This window comes from Nocardioides fonticola (genome assembly GCF_039536805.1).
In the GTDB taxonomy this organism is placed as follows: Bacteria; Actinomycetota; Actinomycetes; order Propionibacteriales; family Nocardioidaceae; genus Nocardioides; species Nocardioides fonticola.
In genome coordinates, this window is the sequence record NZ_BAAAZH010000002.1 from 61,599 (window position 1) to 80,208 (window position 18,610).

Consider the following 18,610-nt stretch of genomic DNA (forward strand, 5'->3'; position numbering starts at 1 on the left):
CCGGAACTCATCGGTCCAGACCAGTGCGGCCCGGATCGCGGCGTCCCGGGGCGTCCCGAAGGGCCCCAGCCGTCCTGGGGAGCGTCAGCGCACGCGCAGCTTGCGCAGCAGCTTGAGCTGGGCGTTGCCCTGCTTGACGAACTTCTCGATGTCCTCGCCGGCCACCGCCAGGCTCATGCCGCGGATCGAGGCCACGGTCTGGCTCTCGGTGTACTTGCGGATGCCCTCGGCGCCATGACGGCGTCCGAGGCCGGAGTCGCCCATGCCGCCCATGCCGGCCTCGATGGAGGCGGCTGCGAGCCCGGCGCCGTCGTTGATGTTCACCGAGCCGGCGCGGATCAGGGTCGCCATCGCCTCGGCGGCCGCGATGTCCTGGCTCCAGATGCTGGCCGAGAGGCCGTAGGAGCCCTCGTTCGCCTTGGCGATCGCCTCGTTGTCGTGGGCGACGGGGTAGAGGGAGATGACCGGCCCGAAGGTCTCCTGCAGGCACACGGTCATGGACGGCGTCACGCCCTCGAGCACCGTCGGCTCGTACATGAGCGGGCCGAGGTCGGGGCGGGCCCGGCCGCCGGCGAGCACGGTGGCGCCCTGGGCGACGGCGTCGTCGACGTGGGCGACGACGGTGGCCAGCTGGGCTGCCGAGGCCATCGAGCCGACCTCGACGGAGTAGTCGAAGGTCTGGCCGAGCGTGAGGCGCTTGACCGCCCGCACGAGGCGCTGCTTGAACTCGTCGTAGACGTCGCGGTGCACGAGCACCCGCTCGGTGTGGATGCACATCTGGCCGGTGTTGGCGAAGGCCGCGGCGATCGTGCCGGCGACCGCCTTGTCGAGGTCGGCGTCGGCGCGCACGATGAGCGGGTTCTTGCCGCCGAGCTCGAGGCTGGCGCCGATGAGGCGCTCGCCGGCGCGGGCGCCCACGAGGCGTCCGGTGCGGGTGGAGCCGGTGAAGCAGATGTAGTCGACGTGGTCGATGAGGGCACCGCCGACGGTCGGTCCGTCGCCGACGACGATGCGCCACAGCTCGGTGGGCAGGCCCGCCTCGGCCATCAGGTCGCGCGCCCACAGGAGGGTGAGGGCCGTCTGGTCGTCGCCCTTGCTCACCACGCCGTTGCCGGCCAGCAGTGCCGGGATGGCGTCGCCGACGCCGAGGTAGAGCGGGTAGTTCCAGGGGCTGATGATGCCGACCACGCCCTTGGCGACCCGCACCTCCTTGACCCGGGAGAGGCCGGGCACCGCGCCGCGCACCTTGTTGTCCTTCAGGTAGGCGGCGCCGTGGCGGGCGTAGTGCCGGGCGATGTTGCCGACCTGGAGGATCTCCTGCCACGCCGAGAAGCGGGACTTGCCCATCTCCCACTGGATCAGGTCGATCACCTGGTCCTGGCGCTCCACGAGGAGGTCGTAGAAGCGCAGCATCACCGCGGCCCGGTCGGCGAAGTCGCGGGTGGCCCACGGCTTCTGGGCCACGCGGGCACCCGCCACCGCGGCGGCGACGGCGTCCGGGGACGACGTCGGGACGGCGGCGGTCGGCCGCTGGTCGTAGGGCGCGAGCGGGCTGACGACGGCGGTCGAGCCCTCCTCCCGCTCGACCCAGCGGGTCAACCGGGTGAGGACGGCGTCGTTGACCCACGCGGGGCGGGCCGCCGGCAGGTCGGCGAGCGCCTCGGGGGCGATGTCGGTCGCGGTCATGGGGTCTCCTCGGGCGTCAACGGTCGGGACGGGTGGGTGGGGTGCGGGTCGGCGCTCAGCCGTAGAGCCGGTCGATCACGTCGGCGTACTTGTCGTGGACGACGCGGCGCTTGAGCTTGAGGGTGGGGGTGAGCTCCTCGGACTCCGCCGTCCACTCGACCGGCAGGAGTTCGAAAGCCTTGACCTGCTCGGGCCGCGACAGCCGCTCGTTGGCCTCCTCGACGGCAGCGGCCGCCATGGCGCGGATCTGCGGGTGCTGGGCGAGCTCGGCGAGGCTCATCTCGGGCAGACCGAGCTTCTGGGCCACCAGCGGCGTGATCTCGGCGTCGAGGGTGAGCATCGCGACGACGTAGGGGCGCCCCTCGCCGTAGACCAGCGCGTGTCCGATGATCGGCGACTCCTTGAGGTGGTTCTCGATGTTCGACGGCGCGATGTTCTTGCCGGCCGCGGTGATGATCAGCTCCTTCTTGCGGTCGACGACCTGGAGGAAGCCGTCCTCGTCGAGCACGCCGATGTCGCCGGTGTGCACCCAGCCGTCGGCGTCGATGAGGTCGCGGGTGGCGTCCTCCTGGCGGTAGTAGCCGCCGGAGGTCACCGGGCCGCGGGCCAGGATCTCGCCGTCCTCGGCCAGGGTGACCTCGACGCCGGGGAGCGCGCGCCCGACGGTGCCGAGCCGGAACTGCTCCGGGCCGCCGGAGGTGACGGCCGCGCACGTCTCGGTCATGCCGTAGACGTCGTAGATGCGCATGCCGAGACCGGCGAAGAAGCGGGCGACCTCGAGCGGCATCGGTGCCGCCGCCGAGGCGGCCCACTCGCAGCGGTCGAGGCCGAGCAGCGCGCGCAGGAAGCCGAGGAGGGCGGCGTCGACGGCCTCGAAGCGGGCCTGGAGCTCCGCGGACGGCGTCCGGTCGTACTGCTGGGCCTCGACGTACTCCAGGCCGACGGCGAACGCGGCCTCCACCTGGGCGCGCTTCTCGGGATCGGGCTCGGCGGCCAGCTTGGCCGAGACGCCGGTCTTGATCTTCTCCCACACCCGCGGAACGCCGAAGAAGCGCGTCGGCCGCACCTCGCCGAGCGCGCCCAGCAGCAGCGCCGGGTCGGCGATGAGGTGGATGTCGCCGCCGTTGATCTGCGGCATGTACATGCCCAGCATCCGCTCGGCGATGTGCGCGAAGGGCAGGTAGGAGAGGAAGACGATGTTCTCCGCCGAGCCGGAGACGTGCAGCGAGGACGCCGTCTCGAAGAGCACGTTGTGGTGCGTGAGCAGCACGCCCTTCGGGTTGCCGGTCGTGCCGGAGGTGTAGAGGATCGTGATCGGGTCGTCGGGCGTGATCGCGGCGATGCGCGCGTCGACCTCGGCGTCCAGCTCGGCGCGCCGGGCCTCGCCCTCGGCCAGGAAGTCGGTCCACGACACGAACCGGTCGTCGTCGGCGGGCACCTCGGCGTCGATGAGGACGACGCGGCGCACCGTGCTCGACTCGGCCAGCGCCCGCTGCCAGCGGGCGAGGTGGTCGGCACTCTCGAGGATCACGAGGGTCGGCTCGGCATGGCCGGCGATGTAGGCGACCTGCTCGGGGGACAGCGTGTTGTAGACCGACATCGACACGGCCCCGGCGTGCATGGCCGAGAGGTCGGCGACGACGTGCTCGATGCGGTTGGCGGCCATGATCGCCACCCGGTCGCCGGCCGCGACCACGGCGGCCACGACGGCGGCCGCGCCGGCGCGGAACTGCTCGCGCAGCTCGCCCCACGTCAGGCTGCGCCACCCGGGCGCGTAGCCGGCCGCGAGGTCGATACCGACCTTGTCGGAGTAGGCGCGCTCGTCGCGGTGGGCCTCGATGGTGCGGGCGAGGGCCCGAGGCAGGGTGAGTCCGGCGATCTCGGACTCGATGGCGGTGCGCTGGGCGAGGACGTCGGTCATGTGGGGACTCCGGTGTCGTGGCGGTGGGGGAGTGTCGTGGATCACAGGTCGATCCGGATGCACCGACGCCGGGTCGCGTGGGACACGACCCGGCGTCGGGCTCGATGCGGTGCGGGGGCTGCTCGGTGTCAGATCCCGAGGGAGCGGCCGATGATCTCCTTCTGGATCTCGGTCGTGCCGCCGTAGATCGTCTGGATGCGGCTGTCGATGAACGCCTTGGCGATCGGGTACTCGAGCATGTAGCCGTACCCGCCGTGCAGCTGGACGCCGCGGTCGACGAGCTTGGTCTGCAGCTCGGTGGTCCACCACTTCGCCATCGAGGCCAGCGCGGTGTCGGCCTCGCCGGCGTTCAGCTTGAGGATGCAGTCGTTGATGAAGGTGCGGGCGATGTAGACCTCGGTGGCCATCTCGGCGAGCAGGAAGCGGTTGTGCTGGAACTTGCCGATCGGCTTGCCGAACGCCTCGCGCTGCTTGGCGTAGTCGAGGCACAGGTTGAGCACGTGCTCGCATGCCGCGACCGCGATGACGCCGATGGAGATGCGCTCCTGGGGGAGGTTCTGCATCAGGTAGATGAAGCCGTGGCCCTCCTCGCCGAGCAGGTTCTCCTTGGGCACGATGACGTTGTCGAAGAACAGCTCGCCGGTGTCCTGGGCCTTCATGCCGACCTTGTCGAGGTTGCGGCCGCGCTCGAAGCCCTCCATGCCGCGCTCGACGACCAGCAGGCTGAAGCCCATGTGGCCGGCGTCGGCGTCGGTGCGGGCGACCACGATGACGAGGTCGCTCATGATGCCGTTGCTGATGAAGGTCTTCGAGCCGTTGAGGACGTAGTGGTCGCCCTTGTCGACGGCCGTGGTGCGGATGCCCTGGAGGTCGGAGCCGGCGCCCGGCTCGGTCATCGCGATCGCGGAGATGATCTCGCCGGCGACGAGGCCGGGCAGCCAGCGCTGCTTCTGCTCCTCGGTGCCGAGCTCGCTGATGTAGGGGACGATGATGTCGGTGTGCAGCGGGAAGCCGAGCCCGCTCGCGCCGACCTTCGAGATCTCCTCGGTGACGACCGCGTTGTAGCGGAAGTCCTTCAGGCCCAGGCCGCCGTACTGCTCCTCGACGTCGAAGGCGAGCAGACCGGTCGCGCCGGCCTTGCGCCAGACCTCGCGGTCGACGTGGCCGTCCTTCTCCCACTGGTCGTGGTAGGGCGCCACCTCCTTCTCCAGGAAGGTGCGCACCATCTGGCGGAAGTCCTCGTGCTCCTGCTCGTAGATGGACGTGGGGGTGGCCATGGGTTACCTCCGGCTGGTGTCTGCGGGTGCTCTGGGGTGTGCGGGCCGCGACGCCGTCCGGCGCCGTGACACTGACAATGTAACTGTGACAGCAATGCTGTCAGGGTTCAATCGACGTCTCGACCATCGGTCGCCCGCGAGCCGACGGCGTTAGGGTGCGGCCCATGTCCGCTGAGGGGGCCGAGGACGCCTACACCGTCGACGAGTTGGCCGCCGCCGTCGGCCTGACGGTGCGGACGACGCGCTACTACGCCTCGCTCGGCCTGCTGCCGCCGCCCGAGCGACGGGGCCGGGTCGCCTACTACGGCGCCCTGCACCGGGCGCGGCTCGAACTGGTGCGGGCGCTGCAGGACCACGGGTTCACCCTCCAGGCCATCGAGCGGTTCCTGGCCTCGGTGCCCGAGGACGCCGGCGTCGAGGACCTCGCCCTCCAGCGCGCGATGCTCACCTCGTGGTCGGGCGGGCCGACCGAGCGGCTGACCCGCGCCGAGCTCGACGCGCGTGCCGGCCGGGCGCTGCGCGACGACGAGGTCGACCTGCTCGAGCAGATGGGCGTGATCGATCGCAGCGGCGAGCGCTACCTGCCGCTGCCGAGCCTGGCGATCGGCGTCGAGCTGCTCGACCTCGGCATCCCCGCCGAGGCGGCCGGGGCGGCCGCGGAGTCGATCCGCGGGCACATGGAGAGCCTCGTCGACGACCTCACCCGCATCCTGCGCACCGGCGTCCTGGCCGCCTACCGCGCCGAGCACTCCCCGGAGGAGGCCGCCCGGCTGGAGCAGGCCCTGCCCCGATTGCGTCAGCTGACGCTCGAGGCGATCGTCGCCGGCTTCCAGCGGGCGGCGAACGCCGTCATCACGCGGTCGCTCATGCTGCCGCGGGAGTGACGCCCCGGGAGTGATGCCGAGCAGGCCCGGGAAACCGCTGCTGGGACGGCGAACCTTCGCCGTCCTGCGTGCAAGGTTCTTCGGTCGACCGAAGAACCTTGCACGCCACGTCAGCGTGTCAGGACACCCACTCCTTGACCTTCGCGATGTCCCCGGCGGGGTCGGCGGAGGCGGGGGAGACCGAGAGGTGGGTGACGCCGGCCTCGGCGAACGCGGCGATGCGCTCCTTGACGTAGGACTCCGGGCCCACCAGGTTGCCGGCCTCGAGCCAGTCGGTCGGGATGAGCGCCTCGGCCTCCTTCTTCTTGCCCGAGAGGTAGAGGTCCTGGATCTCCTTGGCCTCCTTCTCGTAGCCGTACTCGCAGGCGAGGTCGTTGTAGAAGTTCTTGCCGCGCGCGCCCATGCCGCCGACGTAGAGGGCGTACATGGGCCGCATGAAGTCGAGCATGCCCTTGACGTCGTCGCCGATCGCGAGCATGCCGCCGGCGTTGATCGAGAGCGGCCCGAGGTCGGCCGACCGCTTGGCCAGGCCCTTGGCGATCTGCTCGCCCCACACGTCCTTGGCCTTGTCGGGGTGGAAGAGGAAGGGCAGCCAGCCGTCGGCGATCTCGGCGGTCATGGTGACGTTCTTGTCGCCCAGCGCGGCCACCCAGATCGGGACGTCGGCCCGCTCGGGCTTGTTGAGCAGCTTCAGCGGCTTGCCCAGGCCCAGCCCCTGGTCGGCCGGCAGCGGCAGCTTGAAGATGCCGTCGGAGGTCAGCGGCTCGCCGCGCAGCCCCTGGCGCAGCAGGCCGATGATCTCGCGGGTGCGGCCCAGCGGCCGGTCGTAGGGCAGGCCGTGGAAGCCCTCGATGACCTGCGGGCCCGAGGCGCCCAGGCCCATGACCGCGCGGCCGCCGGAGACGTTGTCGAGGCCGGCGGTGGTCTGCAGCAGCGCGCCCGGCGTGCGCGAGTAGATGTTGAGGATGCCCGCGCCGATCTGCACCGTCTCGGTCTTCGCGGCGAGGTAGCCCATCAGCGTGGGCGCGTCGAAGCCGTACGGCTCGGCCACCCAGATGAGGTCGAGGCCGGCCTTCTCGAGCGCGACGACCTGGTCGGCGGACTCGCGCGGGTTGCCGGCGTAGACGAGGGGCATCGTGAGCTTCATCGGGTTCCTTCGCTGGTGCGGGGGCGGTGTCTCAGATCGTGACAGTAGCACTGTCAGAATTGTGCGTGGTGCCATCATCGGCGCTGTGACTGAGACGACCCCGACGCCCGTGATCTCCACCCCGGCCGGCACCGAGATCACCCCGCCCACCGCACCGTTCACCATCGCCGTCATCGGCGGCACCGGCCCCCAGGGCAAGGGCCTGGGCTACCGGTTCGCCCGCGGCGGCCACACCGTCGTCTTCGGCAGCCGCTCGGCCGAGAAGGGCGAGGCCGTCGCCGAGGAGGTCGCCGCCCGGCTGGACGGCGTCGCCGGTGCGGGCACCGTCAGCGGTGCCGCCAACGCGGACGCCGCCGCGCAGGCCGACGTCGTCCTGCTCGCCGTGCCGTGGGACGGCCACGACGAGCTGGTCGCCTCGCTGCCCCTGGCCGGCAAGGTCGTGATCTCCTGCGTCAACCCGCTCGGCTTCGACAAGCGCGGCGCCTACGGCCTCGTCGTCGACGCCGGCGAGGGCTCGGCGGCCGAGACCGCCCAGCGCCTGGCGCCCGAGGCGGTCGTGGTCGGCGCGTTCCACAACGTCTCGGCGGTTACGCTGTGGGAGCACGACGGCTTCCTCGACGAGGACATCCTCGTCGTCGGCGACAGCGTCGCCGCCAAGGGCGTGGCGATCGAGCTGTGCGCATCGGTCAACGGACGCCAGGGCATCGACGCCGGCAAGCTCCGCCTCGCCCGGCAGCTCGAGCCCTGGACGGCCGTCCTGATCTCCATCAACCGCAAGTACAAGATCCACTCGAGCATCAAGATCACCGGCTTCGACCACTGATCGAAGCCGGCTCCCGCGCCCTCGCGGCGCCTCGACGATCGGGTGCAACTTCCCCGCCCGTCGAGGCGTCGGAGGACGCGTGAGCCGTGACCGCCGTGCCGTCCTGACCGTCATCGCGCTGAGCCTGCTGCTGGTCGGCGGGCTCACCGGCGGTGCGACCGTCCTGCTGTGGCGTCACCTCGATCGCAACCTCGACACGCTCGACCGCGTCGCCGGTCCGCGCCCGGCCAACATCGCGACGGCGGGGGAGGACCAGCCCCTCGACATCCTGGTCATGGGCTCGGACTCGCGCGACTGCGCCGGCTGCGCCGTCGACCGGCATACCGGTGAGGGGCAGCGCTCGGACACCACCGTGCTGCTGCACGTCTCGGCCGACCGCACCCGCGCCTACGGCATCTCGATCCCGCGCGACATGATCATCGACCGGCCCTCCTGCCGCGAGCCGGACGGCGGCACGGCGCCGGCGGCGTCCGACGTGCAGTGGAACGACGCGTTCGCGGTGGGCGGCCCGACCTGCACGGTGCGCCAGGTCGAGGCGATGACCGGGGTGCGGATCGAGCACTACCTCGTCGTCGATTTCGGCGGCTTCCGGCGCATGGTGGCGGCGCTCGGCGGGGTCGAGATGTGCATCCCGGCGGACATCGTGGACCCGAAGTACGGCATCACCCTGAAGGCCGGCACGCGCCGGCTCACGCCGACGGAGTCCGAGGACTACATCCGCGAGCGGCACGTGCTCTCCTACGGCACCGACACCGGCCGGATGAAGCGGCAGCAGGCGTTCATGGCCGCGATGGTGCACCAGGCCGTCTCGGCCGGCACGATCAGCCAGCCGACGCGGCTCTACTCCTTCCTCGACGCCGTCACCGGCTCGGTGCAGCTCGACCCCGACCTCGACGGCCTGCACGACCTGATCGCGCTGGCCCGCGACCTCGGCCGCGTCGGCACCGACCACATCCGGTTCCTCACGATGCCCAGCCACGAGGACCCCGACGACTACGGTCGGGTGAAGCCCACCCAGCCGGCCGCCGACCGGGTCTGGGACCTCCTCGTGCACGACGAGGCGCTGCCCGCCCGGCTCTCGACGGGCTCGATCAGCGCCGGCGCGGTGCCCGGCTCGGGGCGACGCGACCGGGGGCCGGGCGCGGCCACGGCGTCCGAGCTGGAGTACGCCGGGCTCTGCGCCTGAGCCAGCCGTCGTGCGGTGCGTCGTGCCGGACGCCGTGCGGGACGTCGCTCAGCGGGCGAGGTCGGGCACGACCTCGGCGCCCGGCAGGCTCGCGAGGTCGGCGCCGCGTACGAGCAGCTTCGAGCGCCGCAGACCCGAGCCGATCACAGCCACCGGCATCGCGATGACGCGCTCGTCGATGAGCAGCCGCCAGGTCGCCGGCAACCCGACCGGGGTGATGCCGCCGTACTCCATGCCCGACTCGCCGACCGCGCGGTCCATCGGGAGGAACGAGGCCTTGCGGACGTCGAGGAGCCGCCGGACCACGGTGTTGACCTCGGCGCGGGTGTCGGCGCGCACGAGGCACGCCGCGACCCGGTCGTCGTCCCCGCGGCGTCCGCCGACCAGCACGCAGTTCGCCCCGGTGTCCATGCCGAGTTCGTAGACCTCGCTCAGGGTCGCGGTGTCGGCGTGCTCGGGGTCGATCTCCACCACCGCCACCCCGGCCGCCGCCGGCCACGCCGCCAGCGCCGTCGCCACCGGAGCGGCCACCAGGTCGAGGCGCTCCAGGGCCGGCAGCGGGACGAGGGTGCCGAGGGTGGGGAGGGGCTGGTCGGGCTGGTCGGGCTGGTCGGGCTGGTGGGGCTGGTCGGTCATGGGGGTCAGTTTCCCCGGCCGGCCGGGGAAACCAGCCGTCGGAGGCCCCGGAACGGCCCGTTGCGGGCAGTTCCGCCTGTCCGCTGTGACGAGAGGGGCAGGTGGGGCGGCGGCGTCCGACCGGCCGATGTCCGGCATGCGGAACGACTTCTCAGGGGAAACTGTCGCTTCTCGGCCGATGTTTTCCCTGAGAAGTGCAGGAGTCACCGGTGCACCGGTGAACTTTGCGCACCCACGGTTCACCCGGCGTCCAACCCGCGGACGACCGGCGTCGGCACCCGGGACGCCGAGCGACGTCACCGTGGAGGACGTGATCGTCGACCTGCTCCGGCAGCGCCCCGCCGTCCCCTCGCTCGTGGTCACCCCGGCGGTCGCGGCGCACCGCGGCGCGAGCGGCCACCGGCCCGAGCACACGCTGGAGTCGTTCCGCACCGCCATCGCGATGGGGGCCGACGAGATCGAGCTCGACCTGGTCAGCACCAAGGACGGCGTCCTGGTCGTGCGTCACGAGAGCGACCTGCGCAAGTCCACCGACATCGCCGAGCGCCCCGAGTTCGAGGGCCGCTGGCGCGTCGAGCAGCTGACGCTGGCCGAGGTGCGCACCCTGCGCGCCCGCGAACGCAAGCCCGAGCTGCGGCCCGGCAGCGCCGCCTACGACGGTCGCTTCGGGGTGCCGACGTTCGCCGAGGTGCTCGACCTCGTCGCGGCCAACCCCGCGGAGCGCAGCATCGGGGTGCTGGTCGAGATCAAGGACCCCCAGCGCTCGGCCAGGCGGGGCCTCCCGCTCGACCAGCTGCTGCTGGCCGAGCTGGCCGCCCATGGCGTCGACCACCCGCGCTCGCGGGTCTCGGTCATGTCCTTCGACCCGGTCTTCCTGCGAGGCCTCTCCGCGCGGGTCGAGGTGCCGCTGATCCAGCTCATCGACAAGGACGACCCGTTCGACCTCGCGACCGCCGACGGCCTGGTCGAGGTGCAGCGCTACGCCGCGGGCCTGGGCGTCCACCACAAGCTGCTCGCGGACGCCGACCTCGTGCGCCGTGCCCACGAGCGCTGGCTCACGGTGCACACCTGGACCCTGCGGGCCGAGAACACCTACCTGCCCAAGCGGTTCCGGCGCCGGGCGCACCCCGCGCGCAACCCGCTGGGCCACGGCGACCTGCACGCCTACGCCGAGCACCTGGTGGCGCTCGGCGTCGACGGCCTGATCACCGATCAGCCGGATCTGGTGCTGCCGGCGGTGCGGGCCGCACGGCCCTGACCGCACTGGCGATCAGCCCCGCGGCACCGCCCGCGATCCACGGCACCGGCAGCAGCCAGCGCAGGTCGTGGGTGTCGACGACGTCGCCCTGCACGAGCAGTGCGATGAGGGCGACCCCCAGGAACGCGATGCCCATCACGAGGTGGGCGACGTTGACCGGGTGGAGCAGGCGGGCGGCCTGCTCGGCGGTGTCGACGGCCGGCTGGGCGGCCAGCGGGGCGGTCTGGGCGGCCGTCGGGGCGGTGGGGTCGTGGTACTCGCTCATCGTTGGATCACCTCGATCTCCCCGATCCCGACGGTGAGGTCGAGGGTCAGGGCCTTGCGCGGGTCGTTCACGGTCCCGGTGCTGATCGTCGGGCCCAGCCCGTCGGATGTGCGGTCGAAGACCTGGACGTGCCCGGCACCCTCGATCTTCGCGTCGACGATCACGTTCATGATGGCGGGGACGACGATCTCGATCCGTCCGATGTCCTCCGAGATCGTCACGCTCCGTCCGTCCAGCGCGGTCGGGGAGGCGAACCCGGTGAGGTCGAGCCGGTAGCTGCCGACGCCGCCGTCGTGCTCGAGCGGCAGGGCGCCGACCGTCGTCGGGCGCAGGTCGATGTCGTCCTGGTCGAGGGAGTCGGCAGCCGCCGTCGCCGCCAGCGCCGGCACCAGCAGGACCCCGAGCAGGATGAGGCCGCCGCCGCGGCCGAAGAAGGCGGCGACCACGAGCATCAGCCCGACGACGGCCAGGGCGGACGCCGGGTACGCCGACGCCGTGACCCCGGCACCCGCCAGGTCGGCCACGCCCACCAATCCCACCACCACGGCCATCAGGGCGAGGGTGAAGCCGAAGAGGAGGGGCCCGGTGCGTCGGGGATCGGGACGCACCGGCATCGGGGGCACGATCACCGGAGCGGTGAGGGTGCCGGTCCCGCCGTCGGGCGCCGACCACGACGCCGACCAGGACGTCGTCCACGACGGGTCGGCCCCGGGCGCCCCGGGAACACCGGGCGCTCCTGGCGCTGCCGGCTGCGACCAGGTGCCGGACGACGTGCCGGCGACGCTGCCCCCGCCGGCGGACCGGCGTCCCGGCAGTCGCAGACCGTGGTCCTTGGCCAGCAGGACGACGCCGACGATGGCGGCCACGACGACCAGCGGCCACAGCAGCCCCGGACCGTCGGTCGCGCCGCCGACCAGGATCAGGGCGGCGACGACTCCCACGGCGGCCAGCGCCAGGGTGCGCGACCGGTCGTCGAGGCGCACCGGCGCCTCGCGGCCGTCGTCGGTGGGCAGCAGCAGCCAGCCCGCGGCGTAGAGGAGCAGGCCGGAACCGCCGAAGAACACGAGCACCACGAACGCCACCCGCAGCAGCAGCGGATCGACGTCGAGGTGGCGGGCGAGGCCGCCGGCCACACCGGCCACCTTGCGGTCGGCGCTGCTGCGGCGCAGACGCCCCAGGTCGCGGAGGTCCTCGGGACGCACCCGCGGTCCCTCGCCCGCTCCCGACGGCGGGGGAGGCGGCGGGCCGGCGCTGTCGCCGGGCGGCGGCGTGGTGGGGTTCTCGGTCATGTCTCGAGCCTCGGTCCGAGGGCGGCGGGTCCACCATCGGTGAGGGCTCTGATCCTGCCCCGGATCGGCCTCGGGGGCATCCCCGACCCGCACGCCGGCCGCGTCGGGGGTCGGCCGGGGTCGTTCCTCATGGTCGGGGGCGCTCCGCGGGTGCGACGATCAGCGGGAGATGACCGCGAGCCACCCGACCCCCGACGCCGCCGGCGCGCTGATCGACGGCGCCGCCTGGACGCCGCGTCGCGTCGAGCGCGACCTCGGCGACGCCTGGCTCGGCGGCGTCGCCTCGGGCCTGGCCCGCCACCTCGGCGTCCCGCTGCTGGCCGTGCGGGCCGCGTTCGTGGCTGCCACAGCGCTGGGCGGCCTCGGGGTCGCGCTGTATGCGGGCTGGTGGCTCATGGTGCCGGTGGCGGCCGCGCCGGAGGAGGCGCCGGGCCTGGAGAGCGCCCGGCGGTCCGGACGCCGTCCGGGCCGGATCGCCGGTTGGGGGGACGCCGGTCCCGCCCTCGCCCTGGCCTCGCTCGGGGTCGGCGTCCTGCTGGTGCTCCAGGCGCTGGTCGGCCGCGCTGCCGTGTTCTGGCCGCTCGCGCTGGGTGCCGTCGGCGTCGCGCTCGTGTGGCGCCAGGCCGACGAGGCGCAGCGGCAGCGGTGGGACGACACGACCGCGCGGCTTCGCCCGGGCCGGGTGATCCTCGGGCGAGGCGGCCCGGCTGCCGTCGTCCGGGTGGTCGCGGGCCTGGTGCTGGTGGCGGGCGCGCTCGTCGCCGTGGTGCTCAGCGGCGGCGTCGGGCGGATCGGCGGCCCGGTCGCCGCAGTCGTGCTGAGCCTCGCCGGGATGGCCGTCGTGCTGGGTCCGTGGCTCTACCGGCTCGCCGCCGACCTCGGCGCCGAGCGCGAGCAGCGGGTGCGCTCCCAGGAGCGGGCCGACGTCGCGGCGCACCTGCACGACTCGGTGCTCCAGACCCTCGCGCTCATCCAGCGCAACGCCGACGACCCGGGCGCGGTCACCCGGCTCGCGCGCTCCCAGGAACGCGATCTGCGGTCGTGGCTCTACGCCGGCGAGGTCGCCGACGACACCACCGTGGCCCGCGCCCTGCGGCGCGCCGTGGCCGAGATCGAGGACGCCCACGGCATCGGCATCGACCTGGTGACCGTGGGGGACCGGCCGCTGGGCGAGGCGCTGCGCCCGATCGTGGCCGCGGCCCGCGAGGCCCTGGTCAACGCCGCCAAGCATGCGGACGTCGATCGCGTCGACGTCTACCTGGAGGTCGGGCCCGCCCAGATCGAGCTGTTCGTGCGCGACCGCGGACGCGGCTTCGACCCCGACGCGGTTGGGCCCGACCGGCTGGGCCTGCGATCGAGCATCATCGACCGCATGGAACGCCACGGCGGCACGGCCGAGATCGTCACGGCACCCGGTGCCGGCACCGAGGTGCGCCTGCGCCTGCCGGTGCCGGGCGCCCCCGGCATCCCCGGCACAGAGGAGGAGAGCCGATGAGTGCAGCGATCCGGGTCGTCGTCGTCGACGACCACGCCATGGTGCGCAGCGGGGTCCGCACCGAACTCGGCGCCGGCGACCCCGCGAGCGCCATCACCGTGGTCGGTGAGGCCGCCGACGTCGAGGAGGCGGTGGCGGTGATCGCCGCGACGGCGCCCGACGTCGTCCTGCTCGACGTGCACCTGCCCGGTGGCGGCGGTGTGGAGGTCATGCGCCGCTGCGGCACCGGCGGCCCGCGGTTCCTGGCCCTTTCGGTCTCCGACGCCGCCGACGACGTCATCGGCACCATCCGGGGCGGCGCGCGCGGCTACGTCACCAAGTCGATCAGCGGCCCCGACCTGCGGGCCGCGATCGTGCGCATCGCCGAGGGGGACGCCGTGTTCAGCCCGCGGCTGGCCGGCTTCGTGCTCGACGCGTTCGCGGGCGCCGGCGCCGGGACGGTCGCGCTCGCCGACGTCGACGAGGACCTCGACCGCCTCACCGAACGCGAGCGCGAGGTGATGCGGCTGATCGCCCGGGGCTACGCCTACAAGGAGGTCGCCCGGGAGCTGTTCATCTCGGTCAAGACCGTCGAGACCCACATGTCCAGCGTGCTGCGCAAGCTGCAGCTCTCCTCGCGCCACGAGCTCGCCCGCTGGGCCAGCGACCGCCGACTCCTCTGAACCGCGCGCACCTGGAAGGATGGGCGCGTGTCCACCGTGCGCCTGATCCTGCTGTTCATCCACCTGCTCGGCTTCGCCGCGCTCTTCGGCGGTCTCCTCGCCCAGGCCAAGGAGCCGGTGAAGAAGGTCAACGCCGCCATGCGCGACGGCGCCGGCACCGCCTTCGTGGCCGGTCTGGCGCTGGTCGGCGTCCTCTCGGCGGGCGACCAGGAGCCGAACAACACCAAGATCGCCGTCAAGCTGCTCATCGGCCTGGTCGTGCTCGGTCTGGTCATGGCCAACGTGCGCAAGGAGCAGATCAGTCAGCAGCTGTGGCTGGCGATCCTCGGCCTCACGACGGCCAACGTCGCCGTCGCGGTGTTCTGGTCCTCCGCCCACCACTGGAAGTGACGGCGCGGGGCGTCGTCCCCAGGGACGCCGCCCGGGCACGGCGTCCGTCGGCGCCGCGCCGTAGGGTGGTCGCAGGATGACCGAGACCCTGCTGCCCGCCGCTGATCACCCGCTCCTCGACGGCCTCAACGAGCCGCAGCGGGCCGCCGTCGTCCATGCCGGTGCGCCGCTGCTCGTCGTCGCCGGCGCCGGGTCGGGCAAGACCCGCGTACTCACCCGGCGCATCGCCTGGCTGATCTCGCAGCGACAGGCCCACCCGGGCTCCATCCTCGCGATCACCTTCACCAACAAGGCCGCCGCGGAGATGAAGGAGCGGGTCGAGGAGCTGGTCGGCAAGCGGGCCCGGCTCATGTGGGTCAGCACGTTCCACTCGGCGTGCGTGCGCATCCTGCGCAAGGAGATCGACCGGTTCGGCTTCAAGTCGAACTTCTCCATCTACGACGCCCAGGACCAGAAGCGCCTCATGCAGCTGGTCGCCACCGATCTCGACCTCGACCCGCGCCAGTACCAGCCGGGCGCGCTGCTGCACTGGGTCTCGAACCAGAAGAACGAGCTCAAGGACCCCGAGGAGGCCACCCGGGAGGCCCACAACAAGCTCGAGGAGACCTACGCGGCGGCGTACACGCTCTATCAGCGGCGGCTGCGCGAGGCCAACGCGCTCGACTTCGACGACCTCATCATGACCACGGTGCACCTCTTCCAGGCCTTCCCCGAGGTGCGCGAGACCTACCGGCGCCGGTTCCGGCACGTGCTCGTCGACGAGTACCAGGACACCAACCACGCCCAGTACGCCCTCATCCACCAGCTCTGCGCCGACGACCCCGAGGACGCCCGACCCGAGGCCGAGCGGGTCGCGCCGGCCGAGCTGATGGTCGTGGGCGACGCCGACCAGTCGATCTACGCCTTCCGCGGCGCCAACATCCGCAACATCCTCGACTTCGAGCAGGACTTCCCCAACGCCACCTCGATCCTGCTCGAGCAGAACTACCGCTCCACCCAGACCATCCTCACCGCGGCCAATGCCGTCATCGGCAACAACAAGGGCCGCAAGGCCAAGCGGCTGTGGTCGGACGCCGGCGACGGCGAGCGCATCGTCGGCTACGTCGCCGACGACGAGCGCGACGAGGCGCGGTTCGTCTCCCAGCAGATCGACGAGCTCGTCGACGCCGGACGCCGCGCCGGCGACGTCGCGGTCTTCTACCGCACCAACGCGCAGTCGCGGGTCTTCGAGGAGGTGTTCATCCGCACCGGCCAGCCCTACAAGGTCGTCGGCGGGGTGCGCTTCTACGAGCGCAAGGAGGTGCGCGACGCCCTCGCCTACCTGCGCATGCTCGCCAACCCCGACGACCAGGTCTCGCTGCGCCGCATCCTCAACACCCCCAAGCGCGGCATCGGCGACCGTGCCGTCGAGTGCGTCACCCTCTTCGCCGAGCGCGAGCGGCTCACCTTCTGGGAGGCGCTGCGTCGCGCCGCCGAGGCGCCGGGTCTGGCCACCCGGTCGCTCACCAACATCACCGCGTTCGTCGGCCTGGTCGAGGAGCTCCAGTCGATGGTCGCCGGCGGCGAGCGGCCCGACGTCGTCCTGGAGACGGTGCTGGAGCGCTCGGGCTACCTGACCGCGCTGGAGGAGTCCGACGACCCGCAGGACGCCACGCGGGTCGAGAACCTCGCCGAGCTGGTGGCGGTGGCCCGCGAGTTCTCCGACGACCCCCTGCCCGGGCCCTCGGCCGACCCCGACGACGTCGACGCCGGCCTGGTGACCCCCGGGCTCGACGACTTCCTCGAGCGGGTGGCGCTGGTCGCCGACTCCGACCAGATCCCCGACGACCCCGACGATCCCGACGACACCGGCGTGGTCACCCTGATGACCCTGCACACCGCGAAGGGCCTGGAGTTCCCGGTCGTCTTCCTCACCGGCCTCGAGGACGGCGTCTTCCCGCACAGCCGGGCGCTCGGCGACCAGACCGAGCTCGAGGAGGAGCGCCGACTGGCCTACGTCGGCCTGACCCGCGCCCGCGAGCGGCTCTTCATCTCGCGTGCCGTCGTGCGCTCGGCGTGGGGTGCGCCCTCGCACAACCCGGCCTCGCGCTTCCTCGACGAACTGCCCGTCGACCTCGTCGACTGGCGTCGCACCGAGGCCCAGCAGACGTCGTGGTCGCGCCCCGATCTCAGCTCGTCGTGGGGCTCGGGCTCCTCGGGTCCCGCCTACGGCTCGGGCAGCGGCGGACTCGGCGCCCCGACGGCGTCCGGTCGCCGCAACTTCTCCGCCGCGGCCGCGCGCGCCGACGCCGCGGCGAAGGCCAAGAAGCCGGCCCGCGAGATCCCCGCGCTCGAGCTGGGCGACCGCGTCGTCCACGACAGCTTCGGGCTCGGCACGGTCGTCACCATCGAGGGCGTGGCCGAGAAGTCGGTGGCCTCCATCGACTTCGGCTCCGAGGGCGTCAAGCGGCTGCTGCTGCGCTACGCGCCCGTGCAGAAGCTGTAGCTGCGGGCGGGCGCCCGGCGGTACCGGTGGGTCGTTCGGCTCACCGGGTCTCGTGGCCCTCGCCTGGGGGCTCGGGCACCTCGACCACCGGCGTCTGCGGAGCGAGCCGCCCCGGTCCCTGAGGTGCGAGCGGAGCGAGCCTCGAAGGGCCCGCACCCGGACGCCGGGCGGTACCGGTCGTCGTCCGGCTCACCGGGTCTCGCGGGGTGCCGTCGAGGCCGCTGACGCGACCCCGATCAGGGGGTGACGCCGTGGGCGACCATCGCGGCGTAGGGGTCGACCGGGTCGCCGCCGCCGGGGCGCACCTCGATGTGCACGTGCGGGCCGGTGACGTGGCCGGTCGAGCCGACCGTGCCGATCTCCTGGCCCGAGGCCACCTCGTCGCCCACCGAGACCTCGATCGAGGTCTGGTGGCAGTACCAGAGCTCGGTGCCGTCGGGCAGGGTCACGACGGTCTTGTTGCCGTAGGCGCCGTCGTAGCCGGTGAAGGTGACGGTGCCGGCCGCGATCGCGTGGATCGGGGTGCCCGGAGCGGCGGCGAAGTCCAGGCCGGTGTGGAAGCTCGACCACAGGCCGTACTCGCCGAAGCGGGCGGTGAGGTGGTAGAGCGAGGGGTCGACCGGCAGGCCCCAGCGGTTCGCGGCCAGGTCGGCGGCGCGCGCGGCGGCCTGCTTGTCGACCGAGGCGATGCGCTCGTTGCGGCGGGCGACGGTGGAGGCGAGGTCGCTGCGGTCGGCGTCGCGGCTGACGACCGGACCGCGGACGCTGCCCGTGCCGCTGGAGCCGGTCGCGGCGGCGGCGCCGATCTGGCTGATCGAGGTGGGCGCGTCGGCGAGGTCGGTGCCGGCGGTCGACACCGTGCCCGCGACCGCGATGCCGAGCACGGCGACGCCGGCGACGAGCGGCAGCGAGGGCAGGCGCCGCACGAACGGGTTCGCGGACTGGCGCGTGGCCCGGCGGCGTCCGGCCGAGGCGGGGGCCGCCTGGCGCTGGAGCGGGATGATCTCGGTGTCGTCGGTGGCGAACGAGGTGGAGTGGTCGACCGGCTCGAGGTCGGCGAGCACCCGGGCGATGCGGCCGGTGTCAAGCAGGGGGTCGGTCGAGGGGATGCTCGGCGCGACCAGGGCCTCGGGCGGCAGGACGACGACGCGCGGGTCGGCGCGGACGACGGCGCCGGCCGGCTTCGCGTGGGCCGGCGCCGGAGCG

The 18,610-nt window shown here is 72.9% G+C and carries 16 protein-coding genes; 8 read left to right on the forward strand and 8 right to left on the reverse strand.

Features of this window, described 5'->3' with window-relative positions; translation table 11 throughout:
- Positions 1-84 precede the first annotated feature (84 nt).
- The 3 genes from ABD671_RS01925 to ABD671_RS01935 form a co-directional block, all read right to left on the reverse strand.
- The gene (locus ABD671_RS01925) at positions 85-1,686 is read right to left on the reverse strand and encodes a succinic semialdehyde dehydrogenase (protein ID WP_344731516.1); all 1,602 of its coding nucleotides are present in this window, start codon (positions 1,684-1,686) and stop codon (positions 85-87) included.
- Between the two features lie 55 nt (positions 1,687-1,741).
- Positions 1,742-3,607, reverse strand: a complete 1,866-nt coding sequence (locus ABD671_RS01930) for an AMP-dependent synthetase/ligase (RefSeq protein WP_344731517.1) — start codon at positions 3,605-3,607, stop codon at positions 1,742-1,744.
- Positions 3,608-3,735: 128 nt separating this feature from the next.
- The gene (locus ABD671_RS01935) at positions 3,736-4,884 is read right to left on the reverse strand and encodes an acyl-CoA dehydrogenase family protein (RefSeq protein WP_344731518.1); all 1,149 of its coding nucleotides are present in this window, start codon (positions 4,882-4,884) and stop codon (positions 3,736-3,738) included.
- Positions 4,885-5,048: 164 nt separating this feature from the next.
- Here ABD671_RS01935 and ABD671_RS01940 point away from each other — a divergent pair, with 164 nt between their 5' ends.
- The gene (locus ABD671_RS01940; RefSeq protein WP_344731519.1) at positions 5,049-5,768 is read left to right on the forward strand and encodes a MerR family transcriptional regulator; all 720 of its coding nucleotides are present in this window, start codon (positions 5,049-5,051) and stop codon (positions 5,766-5,768) included.
- Between the two features lie 118 nt (positions 5,769-5,886).
- Here ABD671_RS01940 and ABD671_RS01945 read toward each other — a convergent pair whose 3' ends face one another.
- The gene (locus ABD671_RS01945) at positions 5,887-6,915 is read right to left on the reverse strand and encodes an LLM class F420-dependent oxidoreductase (protein ID WP_344731520.1); all 1,029 of its coding nucleotides are present in this window, start codon (positions 6,913-6,915) and stop codon (positions 5,887-5,889) included.
- Between the two features lie 85 nt (positions 6,916-7,000).
- Between ABD671_RS01945 and npdG the strand changes: the two genes are divergently transcribed.
- Together npdG and ABD671_RS01955 are read left to right on the forward strand one after the other, a co-directional pair.
- On the forward strand, positions 7,001-7,738 hold the full coding sequence (gene npdG / locus ABD671_RS01950; protein WP_344731521.1) for an NADPH-dependent F420 reductase: 738 nt from the start codon (positions 7,001-7,003) through the stop codon (positions 7,736-7,738).
- 79 nt (positions 7,739-7,817) lie between these two features.
- Positions 7,818-8,924: an LCP family protein gene (locus ABD671_RS01955; RefSeq protein WP_344731522.1), complete on the forward strand. Its 1,107-nt coding sequence runs from the start codon at positions 7,818-7,820 to the stop codon at positions 8,922-8,924.
- A gap of 48 nt (positions 8,925-8,972) precedes the next feature.
- On the opposite strand, the gene ABD671_RS01960 is transcribed toward ABD671_RS01955, so the two are convergent.
- Positions 8,973-9,560 (reverse strand): YbaK/EbsC family protein, encoded by a 588-nt coding sequence (locus ABD671_RS01960; RefSeq protein ID WP_344731523.1) that lies wholly within the window; start codon positions 9,558-9,560, stop codon positions 8,973-8,975.
- A 310-nt stretch (positions 9,561-9,870) separates the two neighbouring features.
- On the opposite strand from ABD671_RS01960, the gene ABD671_RS01965 reads away from it, so the two are divergent.
- Complete coding sequence (locus ABD671_RS01965) at positions 9,871-10,818, forward strand: glycerophosphodiester phosphodiesterase family protein (RefSeq protein WP_344731524.1); 948 nt, start codon at positions 9,871-9,873, stop codon at positions 10,816-10,818.
- On the opposite strand, the gene ABD671_RS01970 is transcribed toward ABD671_RS01965, so the two are convergent.
- On the reverse strand, positions 10,766-11,083 hold the full coding sequence (locus ABD671_RS01970; protein WP_344731525.1) for a hypothetical protein: 318 nt from the start codon (positions 11,081-11,083) through the stop codon (positions 10,766-10,768). The genes ABD671_RS01965 and ABD671_RS01970 overlap by 53 nt on opposite strands.
- Positions 11,080-12,372: a PspC domain-containing protein gene (locus ABD671_RS01975; RefSeq protein ID WP_344731526.1), complete on the reverse strand. Its 1,293-nt coding sequence runs from the start codon at positions 12,370-12,372 to the stop codon at positions 11,080-11,082. Before ABD671_RS01975 ends, ABD671_RS01970 begins: the two co-directional genes overlap by 4 nt.
- Before the next feature lie 169 nt (positions 12,373-12,541).
- On the opposite strand from ABD671_RS01975, the gene ABD671_RS01980 reads away from it, so the two are divergent.
- The 4 genes from ABD671_RS01980 (at position 12,542) to pcrA (ending at position 17,404) form a co-directional block, all read left to right on the forward strand.
- On the forward strand, positions 12,542-13,867 hold the full coding sequence (locus tag ABD671_RS01980) for an ATP-binding protein (RefSeq protein ID WP_344731528.1): 1,326 nt from the start codon (positions 12,542-12,544) through the stop codon (positions 13,865-13,867).
- Positions 13,864-14,529 carry a LuxR C-terminal-related transcriptional regulator gene (locus ABD671_RS01985; protein WP_344731529.1) on the forward strand — a complete coding sequence of 222 codons (666 nt, stop codon included), beginning with the start codon at positions 13,864-13,866 and terminating at the stop codon, positions 14,527-14,529. The genes ABD671_RS01980 and ABD671_RS01985 overlap by 4 nt, the downstream gene beginning before the upstream one ends.
- A 27-nt stretch (positions 14,530-14,556) precedes the next feature.
- A complete protein-coding gene (locus ABD671_RS01990; RefSeq protein WP_344731530.1) occupies positions 14,557-14,919 on the forward strand; it encodes a hypothetical protein in 363 nt (120 codons plus the stop codon).
- 76 nt (positions 14,920-14,995) lie between these two features.
- Entirely contained in the window at positions 14,996-17,404 is a 2,409-nt protein-coding gene (gene pcrA / locus ABD671_RS01995; protein ID WP_344731531.1) for a DNA helicase PcrA, read from the forward strand.
- Positions 17,405-17,640: 236 nt separating this feature from the next.
- Here the strand turns inward: pcrA and ABD671_RS02000 are convergent.
- The coding region (locus ABD671_RS02000) for a M23 family metallopeptidase (RefSeq protein ID WP_344731532.1) at positions 17,641-18,610 on the reverse strand (970 nt) is incomplete at its 5' end.

What these genes read in the sequence shown, in the direction of transcription:
- ABD671_RS01925 (WP_344731516.1), bottom strand. Translation starts at nt 1,686, where the DNA reads ATGACCGCGACCGACATCGCCCCCGAGGCGCTCGCCGACCTGCCGGCG.
- ABD671_RS01930 (WP_344731517.1), bottom strand. Translation starts at nt 3,607, where the DNA reads ATGACCGACGTCCTCGCCCAGCGCACCGCCATCGAGTCCGAGATCGCC.
- ABD671_RS01935 (WP_344731518.1), bottom strand. Translation starts at nt 4,884, where the DNA reads ATGGCCACCCCCACGTCCATCTACGAGCAGGAGCACGAGGACTTCCGC.
- ABD671_RS01940 (WP_344731519.1), top strand. Translation starts at nt 5,049, where the DNA reads ATGTCCGCTGAGGGGGCCGAGGACGCCTACACCGTCGACGAGTTGGCC.
- ABD671_RS01945 (WP_344731520.1), bottom strand. Translation starts at nt 6,915, where the DNA reads ATGAAGCTCACGATGCCCCTCGTCTACGCCGGCAACCCGCGCGAGTCC.
- ABD671_RS01960 (WP_344731523.1), bottom strand. Translation starts at nt 9,560, where the DNA reads ATGACCGACCAGCCCCACCAGCCCGACCAGCCCGACCAGCCCGACCAG.
- ABD671_RS01970 (WP_344731525.1), bottom strand. Translation starts at nt 11,083, where the DNA reads ATGAGCGAGTACCACGACCCCACCGCCCCGACGGCCGCCCAGACCGCC.
- ABD671_RS01975 (WP_344731526.1), bottom strand. Translation starts at nt 12,372, where the DNA reads ATGACCGAGAACCCCACCACGCCGCCGCCCGGCGACAGCGCCGGCCCG.
- ABD671_RS01980 (WP_344731528.1), top strand. Translation starts at nt 12,542, where the DNA reads ATGACCGCGAGCCACCCGACCCCCGACGCCGCCGGCGCGCTGATCGAC.
- ABD671_RS01985 (WP_344731529.1), top strand. Translation starts at nt 13,864, where the DNA reads ATGAGTGCAGCGATCCGGGTCGTCGTCGTCGACGACCACGCCATGGTG.
- pcrA (WP_344731531.1), top strand. Translation starts at nt 14,996, where the DNA reads ATGACCGAGACCCTGCTGCCCGCCGCTGATCACCCGCTCCTCGACGGC.